Raw genomic sequence first — 15,652 nt, 5'->3', positions numbered from 1 at the left:
ACAGTATATTTAAAATGAGCGGCGATAAGGATCCATTACACGGAATAACATTGGCCAATATCCTAGAATATCTGGTAGATGTCTATGGTTGGGAAGAGATGGGAATCAAAATAAATATTCGGTGTTTTAATCACGATCCATCCATCAAATCCAGTCTTGCTTTTTTAAGGCGGACACCGTGGGCAAGGGAAAAAGTTGAGAAACTGTACGTGAAGTCCATTAGGAAACTTAATAAGTAGCAGCACATTTTCACCTGTAGGTAAAAAAATGGGAGGTAACAAAATATCTCCTCATCACTATTTATTATTGATTGAAGTTAAATTGAATATATTTTCATTTTCACACTCCTTTCTCTTCCAGCTTAAATTTTTTATATTTCTGTACAATAAATTGCCGTATTTCACATTTAGATATTAAGGTATTAATATTTAGTACTATATTTAAAAAATTCATATTGAGTAACAGTCAATATTCGATAACATTTTAATCCATGAAAACATATAGTGTAGAAGAAATCTGCCAAATTTTGGGAGGGGAGCTTCAAGGGGAGTATACAAAGCCAATAATAGGAGCCGAGCAATTGGAACGTGCCCAAAGTCAACAGATCACCTTTATTAGCAGTTCAAAGTACGTGCGGTTATGGGATACTTCTAAAGCCAGTGTAGCTATAGTGAACTATAATATTCCTATTTCGCCTGGGGCGGACCGCGCGTTTATAAAGGTGGGAAACCCAGACCTAGCCATGGCAAAATTATTAGAAGCCTTTGAACCCGATGGTCCATATATGGAAGAGGAAATCCATCCTAATGCCACTGTACACCATACTGTAGTAATGGGCAAGGGATGTAAAATTGGGGCAGGATGCTATGTGGGTAAAAATGTAGTATTGGGGGATGGAGTAATTCTATACCCCAATGTTTCCGTTTTTGATGATACAACCATAGGGAACCATACTATAGTTTGGTCAGGAACCGTTATTCGCGAACGAAGTGTTATTGGGGCACATTGTATTTTTCATATCAACGTAAGTATTGGAGCAGATGGTTTTGGTTATAGGCCAAGTGAGGATGGTAGGGGATTGGTAAAAATACCACAGATCGGGAATGTAATCATTGGGAATTATGTAGAGATTGGAGCTAACTCCTGTGTAGACAGAGGAAAATTTAGCTCCACCATATTGGGAGACGGATGTAAAATAGACAATTTAGTGCAAATTGCGCACAATTGTATTTTAGGTAGATCCTGTATTATGGCAGGACATAGTGGACTTGCTGGTTCGGTAACCTTGGGAGATGGAGTAATAATTGGGGGCAGTGCTTCCATAAAAGATCACACCACTATTAATTCAGGTGCAATTGTGGGTGCTGGATCAGGGGTTATGAGCGACGTATTGCCAGGCAAAACCGTTCTGGGTTATCCCGCAACAGATTCTAGGGACATGTTAAAACAATGGGCCACCCTTAGAAAACTGGCCAGAAACTAGGGATTGTAGCTGGTTTTTGGATTTTTTAAGAGGGTCAGGTTATAATTTTTTGGATAATATTCGTTAAACACCCATGAAAGGGTGTAATTTTGCAGTCCTAAATTTAGATAAGGATATTATGTCGGAGACCTTGATTGCAAATGCCATTGTGGACAAAAAAACGGATAAAGAGCTTTACAGTTATCAAAAAGGGGCGATAGATAAAATTTTTGATAAATTTGAAACTGCTCCTGACGATTACCATCTTTTATACCAATTACCGACTGGAGGAGGAAAAACGGTTATTTTTTCTGAAATTGTTAGGCAATATCTAAAACACCATCAAAAGAAGGTGTTAATAATGACACACCGGGTAGAACTATGTAGGCAAACCTCAAATATGCTTGATAGTTTTGGGGTCACCAATAAGATTGTAGATAGTAAGGCTAATCTGGACGACCAAGAACAATATAGTTGTTTTGTCGCCATGGTAGAGACCCTAAACAATAGACTGCAAGACGATAAGTTAGATATCTCAGACGTTGGACTTGTTATTATTGATGAAGCCCACTACAACTCCTTTACCAAGCTGTTTAAATTTTTTGAGAATTCCTTTATTTTAGGAGTAACGGCAACTCCCTTGAGCTCTAACAAGGATTTGCCGATGAAGGACAATTATGACGAATTGATTGTTGGGGAAACCATAGAATCCCTAATAGAAAATGAGTTCTTGGCCAAAGCGGAATTCTTTTCCTATAACATGGGGCTAACCTCCTTGGAAGTTGGTTCTAACGGAGATTATACGGTAAAATCATCCGAAGACCTTTACAACAATAGTCAAATGCTTGGGAAGCTCCTCGAAGCTTATGAAAGGCATTCCAAAGGAAAGAAAACCCTGATCTTCAACAACGGTATCAATACCTCCCTACACGTTTATGAAACTTTTAGAGCGGGCGGGTACCCAATAGCACATTTAGATAATACCGCTACTAAAAAACAGCGGAAGGTGATTTTAAAGTGGTTTAAAATGACTCCCAATGCTATATTGACTTCCGTTAGTATACTAACCACTGGTTTTGATGAACCTACGATAGACACCATTATATTAAACCGCGCTACCAAATCGCTAACCCTGTATTATCAGATGATAGGTCGTGGTTCTAGGATATTAAACAATAAACCCACTTTTTCTGTTATCGACCTAGGTAATAACTATCACCGTTTTGGACCTTGGGGAGCGGATCTGGATTGGCAGACCATCTTTAAATCCCCTAATTTTTACGCCGATAGGATTATTAATGACGAAGATTTAGAGAGTACCTTTAAGTGGGAAATGCCAGAGTTACTGCGGGCAGAATTTTCCAAAACTGAAGATGTATATTTTGATATTAAGGAAACCTATGTAAATTCTGTTAATAGCGGAGAGAGTTCCAAAGTAGTTTTGGAACGATCTATTGAACAACATGCAAGGATTTGCGTAGAAAACAGTGAGGACGTCTATGATGCACTTGCTTTATCTAAATTATTGGGCCCAGATATAGACGATAGAATCCAACGATACGCCAAATGTATAAGCAAGAGTACTTTTAATTTTTTAAAGTGGTTAAATGACGATTACCACAAAAAATTAAATACCTATATACGCCAAAATTTTGATGCTATTTTCGAAGATATACACGGATACCCACCTGAAGATTAGCTAACTGGCTCGTAAAATAAAAATTAGAGGCACTGATTGTCTCCAAAGGAATCAAAACCCTTACCTCTACGGTAGGGGTTTTTATTTACAACCTAAATCCTTTGTTTCCAGTGGATTTTAAGTCGTTTTAATAATGAATTCCAAACCATACTGATTTAATGCCTGCAAATCATTTCCAAGCTTCACTGTTACACCTTGCTTCTGGGTAATAACTTAGGCATATGAGAAATGACGGCCTCATTTTTTTCTATGGGGCATTTCCTGTATCTTTAAAGTACTCCCCCTAAAACATTATCAACAAAATTAAACAGTTGTGATGTTCTATTTTTAATTTACAAATGGAAGGGGATAATAGGTCCTCCCAGTAAAAACTCTGGTACTTATGCTAAATAATTATATTGATTTTCATTGTCATCCTGCCATAAAGCCATTTGGCAAAAGCTTCAATAGAAACCCCAAGGGAGAGAATACTGCAAATAGGAACCGGGTTAGAAGTATTTGGCGATACAATCCTCCGACCTTGGTCGATAAATTGTTGAATTATTTAATAGGGGTCACCAAATTTTCCCAATCCAATTTCTCCAGTTTATCCTATGGTGGGGTAAGTGTAGTTTGCGTATCGCTATATCCTATCGAAAAATACTTCTTCCGCAATAAAATGACCAATGAATTAATCTTGGATATAGCAGCCAATTTTGCCACTGGGGTGGGGAAGAAGCGAGTGGATTACATTCAAGGAATTACAGATTATTTTAAGGATCTGGAAATGGAATTAGCGTATTATAAGGAGCTGGATGGAACTATAATTCAGTTACCGGAAGGAAAATTTAGATACAAAATAGTAAACTCTTATAGCGATATAGAAGCGATAAGACTCGTTGAGGAAGAAGTGGATAGGGACATAAAGACTATCTGTGTTATTATAAGTATTGAAGGGATGCATGTGCTGTTATCCAATGTAGACAAGGTTCCTACAGAAAATGATCTGCTTCAGAATCTAATGAAAATAAAGGCATGGAAAACTCCACCTTTATATGTTGGTTTGGCCCATCATTTCTGGAACCATTTATGCGGACATGCCGAGAGCCTCACTGGAATCATTAAACAAAAAACAGACCAGTCTATAGGAATTAATAAGGGAATTAGCAAACTGGGGAGAACGATTATTACAAATTTGTTGGATACAACTAATGGTAAGCGCATTCTAATCGATATAAAGCATATGAGCCCCGCTTCAAGAAATGAATACTTTGATATGTTGGATACCCTTCCCGAATATAGCAATATCCCAATTATTGTAAGTCACGGTGCCGCCAACGGGCTTATATCATCTGCCAACAGGAGTCAAGGGAGGCCTAGGACTGCAAATAAGCTCAATCCAGCGGATATCAACTTTTTTGATGATGAAATCATTAGAATTGCCAAAAGTAAGGGGATTTTTGGACTGCAATTGGATGAACGGAGGGTTGCTAGCAAAAACACCCTTAAGAATATTAAAAAATCTGTCCATCGGAATAAAATAATGCATTACCGTTCCGAGCTCATCTGGAACCAGGTACAACATATAGTAGAACTCTTGGATTCCGAAGGTATTTTTGCATGGGACTGCATAGTTATTGGGTCGGACTTTGATGGTATTACAAATCCATTGAATAGTTTTTGGACCTCAGAGGAATTGCCTTATTTCGCAGATTTTATGGAACGACATGCATTTAATTATATTCAAAACAATACTTTTAGGATGCCGGAAAACAACATTAATGCTGACGATATTATTGTCAGAATTATGGGGCATAACGGGAACAAGTTTTTAAAAACAAATTTTATATAAGCTCCTAAGAATAGGTTCCATATAAAAGATGAAAACTTCTATCCTTCCCTTTCAGCTCCAATGATATTACAATTAATTGGACATAGGCACTTCTGTTAAAAGCAATTAACTCTTATCAATTGCTGAAAGGTGAATTTCTTCCACATCTCAAAAACCAAATCAGTCTCTTTTTATAAGTGTTAATTTTTAACTACGATATTTATTATAACACCAACAAATACAATTCATTACCTTTAACAACTTAAAGTATATATTGCATTATTTTTCGCCTCAAAATCTCCAAGGAAACCCACGATTAAAACCAATTATTGGCCTTGATCAAGATAAGTAGTGATTCTGTTTTGCTTTATAAGGATCCAAACGACTATGAAATATCTAGGGGGCTGAAATAAAAATTACTCAATCAAAATCATCGCTATACTTCATCAATTTTATAAAAGTAAAAAAGGGTTGGAATCTGTCCGAAAAAATAGGTAACTTAGTACTTCACTAACCAGTCTAAATACCAAACCATGGCTACTTTATTTGTTTTTTTAATTATTGTTGCCCTACTAGCGTTTTTCTTAATTCACGTTTTCAATAACTTCGTTAAACTGAGGAACTTAGTGAAGGATGCTTGGAGCAATATAGACGTTGCCCTGAAGCGCAGGTATGACCTGATTCCCAATTTAGTGGAAACCGTTAAGGGATATGCTACACATGAAAAGTCGGCCTTGGAAGCTGTTATTAATGCTCGAAATGCAGCATTGGCGGTACCGTCTGGAGATATCAACTCCCAAATAAAGGCTGAGCAACAATTACAAAAAAGTTTGGGCGGAATTTTTGCCTTAGGGGAGGCTTATCCCGAACTAAAGGCCAATGTTAATTTTTTAGACCTACAACAGAAATTAAACCATATAGAAGAGAATTTGGAACGTGCCCGTAGATATTATAACGGTACCGTACGGGAAAACAATACCTATGGGGAAAGTATGCCGGGAATTTTAGTTGCCAGTTTATTCAAATACCAGAAATACGATTATTATGAGGTAGAGGAGGAAAGCAGGGCTAACGTAAAAGTAGACTTTAAATAATGGTAAATAAGATTTCTTTTCTTCTTTTAATGCTGTGCCTGTCTATAGGCAATGCCCAAGACTTTACGGTAAACAACTACACGGTAGATATTACCATTCACAAAGAAGGATATTTTGATGTGGTTGAAAATTATGACCTAAACTTTGATGTTCCCAAACACGGCATCTATAGGACCATACAGACCAAGTATGAGTTAGAAGATTCCACTGGAACTACCTCCTCAAGAAAAATAAAAATAGCGAATATTAAGGTCCCAAATCATAAGTTTGATAAACCCTTCGATTTTGTACAAAAATTACAGGACCAAATGGAAATCAAGATAGGGGATAAGGACATTAACGTTATTGGGCCGCAACATTACAAAATTAGTTATCGCGTATACAATGCATTTATCTTTACGGATTCTCAAATCAAGTTCTATTGGAATATTAAGCCAGAAGGGTGGTCCGCCAATTTTCAACAGATAAATTTTACGATACATGTTCCCCAAGATGTTTATTTAAGCAGGGAAAATAGCTTTGTGTATTCAGGTGATACAGGAACCACTGGGCAAAGTAAGACTATACAGACCTATTTTGCTAACGGCGAATTTTCAGGCGCTAGTAAGTCGGACTTTATTTCCTATCCTGGTCAAAGTGTAACCGTTTTGATCAACTTGCCCCTTGGGGCCGTTGCGGAATACAAACCCTTCTGGCCTTTTTGGACCGACTATGGTTTTGTGTTTTTAATAGGTATTTTAATCGCAGCCTTTATATGGGTTTGGTGGATTTTCGGCAAAGACGAACGTGTGATAGCGACCACCACTTATTACCCTCCAGATCATATTGATCCCGCCTTGGCAGGATTCCTTATAAATGATAGGGAAGATAATTCCGATTTAGTATCACTTTTTCCATATTGGGGTGAAAAGGGACTGATTAGATTGGAGGAAATTCCAAAAAAAGGCTTATTTGGATCCAAGGATACTAAAATTATAAAATTAAATCCCTTACCAATGGAGGCCACCGTGTATGAAAGGGAAATATTCTCCGGATTGTTCAATGATAGTACTTCAACAGAAACGGAGGAAGTCTTGGTCAGTAGCCTTAAAAATACCTTCTATACCAATATGGATACGGCAAGGGAATTGCTCAAAGAAAATGCACAACCATATTATGAGGGAGAATCCAAAAAGGTTCAGGGCATTTTATATGTGATTTTAATACTTTTAGCCATAGGGCTTACCGCCATCGGATTGTTTATGTGGGGCCCTATTGGAGCCATTACAATGATTATCAGTTGCGTAGTATTGATTTACGTGAATAAGTTTATGGTAAAGAAAAATGAGAAAGGGAATCGACTTTTTTCTGAATTGAAGGGGTTTAAGCGATTTATAAAAGTTGCTGAAGAACATAAATTAGAAATGTTGCTCAAAGAAGACCCTCATTATTTTGAAAGCACCATGGGGTACGCCTTGGCATTTGGAATGTTCAATAAATGGTCTAAAAAATTTGATGGCCTAGATATCCCCCCACCTACCTGGTATACAGGACATAGTGGGGCAAATGTAAAGAGTTTTTCTAGATCCTTTTCCAGCTCTATGGATAAGGCGAAATCTAATATGGTGAGTTCCCCTTCAAATAGTGGCAGCTCTGGAGGCGGTTCTTCCGGTGGCGGATTTGGTGGTGGGGGTGGTGGCAGTTGGTAGCCACTTGTAAAAACCTCCAATTTTGTAAAGGTTCATTGGTACGACCTTGTCCTTACTTTCGCCTCTCATTTTTTAAAATTGTTACTATTAATGACAAAACCCAAAAACACCCTTTTGCTTGTATTGGCATTTTTCGCCATCTATGTTATCTGGGGTTCCACCTATCTATTAAATAAAATTGCAGTTCAGGAATTGCCACCGTTTATGCTGGCCTCCATTCGATTTACGGTAGCGGGGCTATTGATATTTATATTATGCAAAATGCTGCGAATCCCCCTGAACATAACCAAGAAGCAATTAAAAAACTGTATCCTAGCCGGATTTTTATTTCTGTCATTGGGAAATGGATTTGTGGTATGGGCATTACAGTATGTAGATAGTGGACTTGCGGCTCTTGAAATTGCGGCACAACCACTAGTAATACTTTTATTAATGCGAATTTTGGATGGTAAAAAAATCCAACCTATGTCGATATTGGGAGTTATTATTGGTATCATGGGTATTTTTCTTCTTGTAAGTCAGAACCAAATTATAAGCAACGAGAATACCTTGCTAGGGATGGTAATGATCTTTATGTGTATGCTTAGTTGGGCATATGCCAGTTTATTCGTGGCGAAAGCCGATTTACCTTCCAATTATTTTGTGAATACTGGGTTTCAAATGTTTGCGGCAGGGATAATTCTAATGATTGGGAGCCTTGCTATTGGCGAGGAATGGATCTTACCCACCCAATGGAGCAGCCCTGTGCAATATTCCTTACTATTATTGATCTTGTTTGGAAGTATTGTGGCATTTACATCTTTTAACTACCTTTTAAAAATAGTTTCCCCAGAAAAAGTGGCCACCTCTACTTATGTGAATCCGATCATTGCGCTCCTTTTGGGCTGGTGGTATCTAGAGGAGCAGATCACAACACAATCTGCCATAGCCGCCGTTGTACTACTAACGGGGGTCTATTTTATAAACACCAAAAAGAAACTAGTGCTATTTAGTAGGTTTTCCTCTAAAAACCACTAAAAAGTGGGGGTAACCATCAGGGAATATCTAGTGGTCCTAGTGAGGTTAGGTAATATGCTGAACCTTAATTAAATACATAAAACCTATCTAATCCCGAATTTCGCACCATAGGGCAGTGAAAATAATTGAGTTATTTAGCGTTAATTTCAAAAACCTCGTAACAATTCTCTTAAAAAGTTGCTGGTTTCTAAATTCTCGGAAGTTTTATTGTTACTTTTTGCCCAAGGAATTTTAGAACCTATAAGTTTGTACTTTATTAATTGAATTATAATTATATATTTTGGTTTATGGATAAAGTAAAAGAAAACGATACAGTAAAAGTACATTACACAGGAAAGTTGAGCAACGGTACCATATTTGACAGTTCTTTAGAAAGGGAACCTATCAGTGTTACCTTAGGTCAGGGAAGTCTTATTCCAGGTTTTGAAAACGGCTTGATCGATATGCAACCCGAGGAAAAGAAAACTGTAACAATCCCAAAAGAAGAAGCTTATGGGGAGATACAGAAAGAAATGTTCCATTCCGTTAAGAAAGAAGAATTACCAGAAGATATGAAGCCAGAGGTTGGTATGGGCTTAGTTGCCACCAGTCCTGACGGGGTTGAAAACGAATTAAGGGTTGCCGAGGTTCATGAAGACCATATTATCTTAGATGCTAATCATCCATTAGCTGGTCAAGATCTTACATTTGAACTAGAGCTTGTTAGTATAGGGGAGTAGATCCTATATTTTTTGGATAGTGTATATAAAAAAAGTAGGCTACTATTTTAAGTAGCCTACTTTTTTGCGTAATAAGCTCAAGCTAAATTATTTAAGGGTAAAGCTCAACCTAGCAAAAAGAAATCTTCCGGCAATACCAAATTGTTGTGCCCTTCGAGACCAATCAAATCGGCCATCGCTACGGTTGCCGTATTGCTCTTCAGCTCTATCTGGATAGATATCGAACAAGTTATTAGCCCCTAGGGTAAATGTAAGCGACTCTGTTGCCTTATATCCAAGCGAAAGGTCTGTGACGACCTTGCTACCAAAAATTTGCTGATTGGCTGCGGTAGTGGTAGCTTCGGTTACTTCCCCAAAATATACATTTCTTAGGAAAACGATGAATTTATCGGAAGTTAGACTATTGGAAAGGTTAATTTTAGTCCTAGGAACCGCTTCCTCCAAATAGACCCTACTATCTTCAGGAAAGTAAGTGCCTACCAATCCCGCATCACTCAGGATTTTGGATGCATTAATATTTCCTACCTGCTTGGTTTTGGAGAAAGTTCCTGCCAGATCAGATTTTAATTTCCAATTAGCCCCCAAGTCAATATCATGGGTCACCACTACATCCAATCCCTTGGATTCGGTATCAATAGCGTTTGCAAAGAAAGAAGCTGCCGTTGCATTGGCCTGTCGCAACAGGTTGAACAATTCCAATTGTGCACCGGAATAGACTGCTGGAATTCCACCAGTACCCGTACCGGCATCAGCAGTAGGGGCAAATTGACCAGTATATACCACTCGGTCATCAATAGCCACAAAATATCCATCTACGGTTAACGTAATTCTGGCATCTGGAAATTTGGCGGTAAGCCCCAAGCTAATACTTTGGGAAGTCTCTTCCTTAAGTTGAGGGATTCCCAAAAGTTTGGCGGCCCTACTATCGTTGGCAAACGTTCCTACTTCTTGGGGATTACCTTCATTGTCAAATATAGTGGAGGTAGAATTAAAATTGATCTGGTGCAGGGAAGGTGCTCTAAAACCAGTATTTAACGCCCCCCGAATATTCAAGTTATCGGTAGCCTTAAATCTCCCCGCCAACTTAAAATTGATGGTAGAGCCAAAATCGCTATAATTCTCATATCGCGTAGCAAAACTTGCCAAGAAAGCTTCTGAGAAATCAGCTTCCACGTCAAAATAGCCAGCGACACTACTACGTCCCCTAGACAATTCATTGGCGGGAGAAAATCCAGGAAAAACCTGAGATCCACCAGGTCTGGCACTGCCAAAGAAATCTTGTGAAGGCTGTTGGGAAGCCAAGGTTATTCGTTGTCCGGCAGCGGTATACTGTGCATAAGATGCTTCTTCGCCCGCTATAATGTCGTAGTTTTCTAACCTATACTCCGCACCAAATGCGATGTTTAGCCCGGACATAACATCATCAAAAAATTGAGTAATATCCAGATTGGAAGTATTCTGCAAAAAAGAAAAGCCACCAGCATCAAATAAAGTAGGCGAAGCATTTTGCATGGAGGCATTAAAGGTGTTCCCGATGGTATACAGAAAGGAGTTTTTACCGTAAGTATTACTTATATCTACACTCCAATCTCCTATCATCCCTTTAATTCCCATTGAGAAGGATTGATCTTTTAAATGGGAGTTAATTTCTGGCAAAAATCCGTTGCTATAGGCAGGGGTAAAAGTTCTGCTCTGATTGGGCAACCTATAAAATCCACCAGAATTTCCTGTTCTGGAACTTATCCCAGCAAAGGAATACAGCTCGGTTCCCAGATTGTCTAAGGGCAGCGAGAAGTTTGCAAATAATCTACCACCTCTGAGCGAGGATTGTCCAACACGCATATTAAAATCACTTCTTTGTAATCCCCTAGCCGAAAGTTCTGCCGCGGTGGCATCTGCACTCAGAATGGTTCTAAGTTGAGTTTTTGTTGTTGCACCGTTTCGATTAATACCTGCCTGATCGGCATACAGGATTACATCGTTCACATCATCGTCCAATAACTTAAAAACATCATAACCATCTGCACTGGCCACGCGTTCCACTGTATTGTACAAATTAAAAATTTCGCCCTCCCATTCGTTCATTCTACTGTATTCTTTCCGCACGTCAAAATCTCCGGAGAGGTTTATATACCCACCATTATCACCTAGTGGAACACCATAACTGGCCGCTACATTGGTAGTTTCCCCATCTACACCACCTGTTTGATCATTGGCGTTTTTGGAGAAATGAGCGCCTGTGGTAACTGTTGTTGTTAATTCATTAACATTTTTGTTAAGTATAATGTTGATTACCCCGGCTATTGCATCGGAACCATATTGGGCTGCTGCACCATCTCGCATCACTTCTATACGCTGTATAGCGGCAGCAGGAATCGCATTTAAGTCGGTCCCTACACTACCACGACCAAAGGTGCCGTTTACATTGATTAGGGAAGATGTATGCCTTCTTTTACCATTGATAAGCACTAAAACCTGGTCAGGACCCAAGCCCCTAAGGGAGGCGGGATCTATATGATCTGTACCATCGGCAATGGTTTGGGTATTTGAGGTAAAAGAGGGGGCTACATAATTCAAAATCTGATTTAGGTTGACTTGTGGTGCCACGTTGTTCAATTCCTTCATGTCTATGACGTCTACCGGGACAGTACTTTCCGTGGCGGTTCTGTTGGGATTTCTAGACCCTACAATTACAACTTCCGATAATGCTAGTCCGGAGGTGAGGCTAATATTCATTACCACTTGGTCTACCGTAACCTGCCGCGTTTCATAACCAATGTAGGATATCCTAAGTACGTCCCCAATATTGGCCTCTAGGGTGAAATTGCCATCAAAATCTGAGGTGGCACCAGTCGTGGTGCCAACAATTAAGATGGATGCACCGGGCAATGGGCCTCCATCTTCATCCGTTACTGTTCCTGTAATCTGGGCATTGGTAAGACCAATTGCTCCAATTAATAATGCTAAAACCATAAAATACTGCTTTCTCATCTTTGGTTTATTTTAGTTATTATGCATAGAAGTTAAGAATTTTTCTATTACCATATACAAAATTCACCAAAACATAATCCTAAGCCTATCGTCTAAATCATTAAAAAAATTTAGTTCTAAAAGATTGAAAATGAATGTTTTCAAGAAAACAAAGTTGATTGGATTCTGGTATTACTATGTTAATTAAACGAAAACCATCCTCTTAGGGACAAAAATATATAGACTAAACCTGTTTTTTCACAGGTCAAATAAAAAATACATTTATACTACTTCTTTAATTGGAATACATAGCTTATCTTTGCTACGGTAACATGAGCCGCGTATGGTCTAAAAAGCCTACTAAATATTAGGGTATCCTATAAAAAGCTCACCCTTATTTCAACACAATATTAGTATCTCAAGGACTTCCCTCATGGAATATTCAAAATAATAATTAAAACAACGAATGGCAAAATCGCAACAAACGTATAATAAAAGCGAAAAGGAAAAAAAGCGTTTAAAAAAGAGAGAGGAAAAAAATAAGAAGAAAATAGCCCGTAAAGCTGAATCCAAGGAAAACGGACCGGGTATACAATTTGCTTATGTGGACCACGATGGCAATTTAACAGATACTCCACCAGATCCATCATTGAAAGTAGAAATTGATGCTTCTACTATAGAAATAGGAATTCCTAAAAAAGATGATAGCGATGTAGAGGAATTTGATCCTGTTAGAAACGGAAAGGTCTCCTTTTTCGACAATTCTAAGGGTTTTGGTTTTATTATCGATACCGAAAATAATGAAAAGTACTTTACTCACGTAAGCGGATTGATCGATGAGATAGAGGAAAACGACAAGGTATCCTTTGAACTTGAAAAGGGTATGAAAGGGATGAATGCTGTCCGGGTCAAGAAAATTTAACTTATATAGTTTCCTTTCCATAAAATAAATATTCGGAATAACATAGGAACCAATCTTGCGTTCAGAATGTTATTCCGATAATTACTCGTGGGGTCAACCCAAAATATTTTCCTAACCTCCAATTTGCTTTTATGCATTCCGCATTTTAAAGCTAGTAATTTGTCATTTTCCAAATTCAACCAAAATACCGCCAAACCTTCCACTTAACAAGGAACGGCTCAGTGGCTGTACTTCTAAAAATTAATTTTTAACCATTTTATAGTATAAGCATCTTAAAAATCTTTTATCTTTTGTCCCTTTATTAGTAAAAGTAATTTTTTAAACTAATTAATTTGGATGTTATGACTAAAGTATTGAGATCAAGTATACTTTTTGTATGCCTTTTATGGTTTTCCCTTGGGAATTCGCAAAACTTGGAAACCGCTTTACCAGAAGAGGTAGGTATGTCTTCAGCAAGATTAGACCGACTCTCATCGGTGCTGCGACAGTACGTGGAAAATGGGGAAATGGCAGGAAATGTTACCCTGATAGCCAGAAAAGGAAAGATTGTATATCACTCAGCTTTTGGGTCAAGCGACATAGAATCCAATAAGGAAATGGATACCGATGCCATCTTTAGGATCGCCTCCCAATCCAAGGCTATAATAAGTGTGGCCGTCATGATCCTTCAAGAGGAAGGTAAACTGTTGATTGCTGAACCAATTGGTAAATATTTACCGGAATGGAAGGGGACTACGGTCGCAAATAAAAATGAAAATGGCGGTTATGATGTGGTTCCCGCCCAAAGGGCAATTACCATAAGAGATTTATTGACACATACCGCAGGAATTGGTTATGGGAATGGCCTAGCCAAGGACGAATGGAAAGCAGCTGGTATTCAGAATTGGTATTTTGCGGATAGGAATGAGCCTATTGCAGAAACCATTGCACGTATGGCCAAATTGCCCATGGACGCGCAACCTGGCGAACGATTTGTTTATGGGTACAATACCGATATTCTGGGCGTGGTGGTTGAAAAAGTTTCTGGAAAGCCACTGGACCTATTTATTAAGGAGAGAATATTAGACCCATTGGGAATGGTGGATACTTATTTTTATTTACCTAAAAATAAAATTGATCGATTGACAACTTCCTATATGGCACACAAAGGAAAATCCTTGGAAAGGGCTCCAGAACCAGGATTGGGTATTGGTCAAGGACACTATGTTAAAGGACCACGAAAAAGCTTTTCAGGAGGCGCAGGACTACTCTCTACTTCTATGGATTATGCCAGATTTTTGCAAATGATGCTGAACGGAGGAGCACTTAATGGGCATAGGATCCTATCCCCAAAAACAGTAGAACTCATGATTTCCGATCATGTCGTGTCAAGGGAAATTCCTTACACTGGACGAGATGGTTCCGGATTTGGCCTGGGCTTTTCTATAACAAAAGATTTAGGGCAACGTGGGGAACCTGGTTCTGTGGGAACTTTTGAATGGGGCGGTGCCTATGGCTCCACGTATTGGGTAGACCCTGTAGAAGAATTGATCTTAGTCTATTTTAAACAACTTATCCCGACCAATGGTGTGGATGATCGTGGCAAATTACGAAGTTTAATATACCAAGCAATTATTGAATAACTCCATCTGATGTTAAGATTATCTAAATTTTTGAAAGATTTAAGACACTATATTCTTTTAGAAAATCAATATCACATAATTTTGAATTTAAATACAATTATTGAAAATTAAGAGACTTTAAATTTATGAGTAGAGTAAAGGCAGATGACACTGTAAAAGTTCATTATACAGGGAAATTAAAAAATGGAATAGTGTTCGACAGCTCTTTGGAAAGAGATCCACTAGAAATTACTTTAGGCAAGGGTATGCTGATTCCAGGGTTTGAGAAAGGTTTGTTGAATATGGAGGTTTTGGAAAAGAAAACTATTTATGTGCCAAAGGAAGAGGCTTATGGGGATATCATAAACGAATTATTCCATGAGATCGACCTCAATCAACTACCACCAGATATTCAACCTGAAATTGGAATGTCACTAATCGCAGAAAGTGATGATGGCACCAAAAATCAATTGCGAATTACAGACGTTAAGGAGAATACCGTGGTATTGGATGCTAATCATATTTTAGCGGGACAAGACCTCACGTTCGATTTAGAGCTTATAGATATTATATAAAGAGGTAGTAAAACCAATTTATTAGTCAATTACCTCAGGACAAGCCCATAAGGCTTCAGACAAAACTACCGATAACATTTCGACGTCGGCCTGAA

At 38.4% G+C, this 15,652-nt stretch carries 12 protein-coding genes; 11 read left to right on the top strand and 1 reads right to left on the bottom strand.

All coding sequences use genetic code 11. The features are described 5' to 3' along the window. Nucleotides 1-14 precede the first annotated feature (14 nt). The 8 genes from KCTC52924_RS16105 (at nt 15) to KCTC52924_RS16070 (ending at nt 9,489) form a co-directional block, all read left to right on the top strand. Entirely contained in the window at nt 15-239 is a 225-nt protein-coding gene (locus KCTC52924_RS16105) for a VF530 family DNA-binding protein (protein ID WP_251805783.1), read from the top strand. A 251-nt stretch (nt 240-490) separates the two neighbouring features. Next, a complete protein-coding gene (gene lpxD / locus KCTC52924_RS16100; RefSeq protein WP_251805782.1) occupies nt 491-1,483 on the top strand; it encodes a UDP-3-O-(3-hydroxymyristoyl)glucosamine N-acyltransferase in 993 nt (330 codons plus the stop codon). Between the two features lie 118 nt (nt 1,484-1,601). Continuing rightward, nucleotides 1,602-3,161 (top strand): DEAD/DEAH box helicase, encoded by a 1,560-nt coding sequence (locus KCTC52924_RS16095; RefSeq protein WP_251806030.1) that lies wholly within the window; start codon nt 1,602-1,604, stop codon nt 3,159-3,161. 382 nt (nt 3,162-3,543) lie between these two features. Beyond that, a complete protein-coding gene (locus tag KCTC52924_RS16090) occupies nt 3,544-4,992 on the top strand; it encodes a membrane dipeptidase (protein WP_251805781.1) in 1,449 nt (482 codons plus the stop codon). A gap of 512 nt (nt 4,993-5,504) precedes the next feature. Further along, nucleotides 5,505-6,065 carry a LemA family protein gene (locus tag KCTC52924_RS16085; RefSeq protein ID WP_251805780.1) on the top strand — a complete coding sequence of 187 codons (561 nt, stop codon included), beginning with the start codon at nt 5,505-5,507 and terminating at the stop codon, nt 6,063-6,065. Beyond that, nucleotides 6,065-7,753: a DUF2207 domain-containing protein gene (locus tag KCTC52924_RS16080; protein WP_251805779.1), complete on the top strand. Its 1,689-nt coding sequence runs from the start codon at nt 6,065-6,067 to the stop codon at nt 7,751-7,753. Before KCTC52924_RS16085 ends, KCTC52924_RS16080 begins: the two co-directional genes overlap by 1 nt. A 90-nt stretch (nt 7,754-7,843) precedes the next feature. Further along, nucleotides 7,844-8,770, top strand: a complete 927-nt coding sequence (locus tag KCTC52924_RS16075; RefSeq protein ID WP_251805778.1) for an EamA family transporter — start codon at nt 7,844-7,846, stop codon at nt 8,768-8,770. A 287-nt stretch (nt 8,771-9,057) separates the two neighbouring features. Then, the gene (locus KCTC52924_RS16070) at nt 9,058-9,489 is read left to right on the top strand and encodes a peptidylprolyl isomerase (RefSeq protein WP_251805777.1); all 432 of its coding nucleotides are present in this window, start codon (nt 9,058-9,060) and stop codon (nt 9,487-9,489) included. Between the two features lie 87 nt (nt 9,490-9,576). Here KCTC52924_RS16070 and KCTC52924_RS16065 read toward each other — a convergent pair whose 3' ends face one another. Beyond that, nucleotides 9,577-12,480 (bottom strand): TonB-dependent receptor, encoded by a 2,904-nt coding sequence (locus KCTC52924_RS16065; protein WP_251805776.1) that lies wholly within the window; start codon nt 12,478-12,480, stop codon nt 9,577-9,579. A 445-nt stretch (nt 12,481-12,925) separates the two neighbouring features. Here KCTC52924_RS16065 and KCTC52924_RS16060 point away from each other — a divergent pair, with 445 nt between their 5' ends. The 3 genes from KCTC52924_RS16060 (at nt 12,926) to KCTC52924_RS16050 (ending at nt 15,557) form a co-directional block, all read left to right on the top strand. Beyond that, nucleotides 12,926-13,381: a cold-shock protein gene (locus KCTC52924_RS16060; RefSeq protein WP_251805775.1), complete on the top strand. Its 456-nt coding sequence runs from the start codon at nt 12,926-12,928 to the stop codon at nt 13,379-13,381. A gap of 341 nt (nt 13,382-13,722) precedes the next feature. Continuing rightward, nucleotides 13,723-15,003: a serine hydrolase gene (locus KCTC52924_RS16055; protein ID WP_251805774.1), complete on the top strand. Its 1,281-nt coding sequence runs from the start codon at nt 13,723-13,725 to the stop codon at nt 15,001-15,003. Nucleotides 15,004-15,128: 125 nt separating this feature from the next. Then, nucleotides 15,129-15,557, top strand: a complete 429-nt coding sequence (locus KCTC52924_RS16050) for a peptidylprolyl isomerase (protein WP_251805773.1) — start codon at nt 15,129-15,131, stop codon at nt 15,555-15,557. The last annotated feature ends 95 nt before the right edge of the window (nt 15,558-15,652 follow it).

Source organism: Arenibacter antarcticus (assembly GCF_041320605.1).
In the GTDB taxonomy this organism is placed as follows: Bacteria; Bacteroidota; Bacteroidia; order Flavobacteriales; family Flavobacteriaceae; genus Arenibacter; species Arenibacter antarcticus.
The sequence above is the reverse complement of the archived record's forward strand: the minus strand, read 5'-3'. Positions and strand labels throughout refer to the sequence as shown.

Coding starts and splice junctions, on each gene's coding strand:
- KCTC52924_RS16085 (WP_251805780.1), top strand. CDS start 5,505: ATGGCTACTTTATTTGTTTTTTTAATTATTGTTGCCCTACTAGCGTTT.
- lpxD (WP_251805782.1), top strand. CDS start 491: ATGAAAACATATAGTGTAGAAGAAATCTGCCAAATTTTGGGAGGGGAG.
- KCTC52924_RS16050 (WP_251805773.1), top strand. CDS start 15,129: ATGAGTAGAGTAAAGGCAGATGACACTGTAAAAGTTCATTATACAGGG.
- KCTC52924_RS16060 (WP_251805775.1), top strand. CDS start 12,926: ATGGCAAAATCGCAACAAACGTATAATAAAAGCGAAAAGGAAAAAAAG.
- KCTC52924_RS16055 (WP_251805774.1), top strand. CDS start 13,723: ATGACTAAAGTATTGAGATCAAGTATACTTTTTGTATGCCTTTTATGG.
- KCTC52924_RS16105 (WP_251805783.1), top strand. CDS start 15: ATGAGCGGCGATAAGGATCCATTACACGGAATAACATTGGCCAATATC.
- KCTC52924_RS16070 (WP_251805777.1), top strand. CDS start 9,058: ATGGATAAAGTAAAAGAAAACGATACAGTAAAAGTACATTACACAGGA.
- KCTC52924_RS16090 (WP_251805781.1), top strand. CDS start 3,544: ATGCTAAATAATTATATTGATTTTCATTGTCATCCTGCCATAAAGCCA.
- KCTC52924_RS16075 (WP_251805778.1), top strand. CDS start 7,844: ATGACAAAACCCAAAAACACCCTTTTGCTTGTATTGGCATTTTTCGCC.
- KCTC52924_RS16065 (WP_251805776.1), bottom strand. CDS start 12,480: ATGAGAAAGCAGTATTTTATGGTTTTAGCATTATTAATTGGAGCAATT.
- KCTC52924_RS16080 (WP_251805779.1), top strand. CDS start 6,065: ATGGTAAATAAGATTTCTTTTCTTCTTTTAATGCTGTGCCTGTCTATA.
- KCTC52924_RS16095 (WP_251806030.1), top strand. CDS start 1,602: ATGTCGGAGACCTTGATTGCAAATGCCATTGTGGACAAAAAAACGGAT.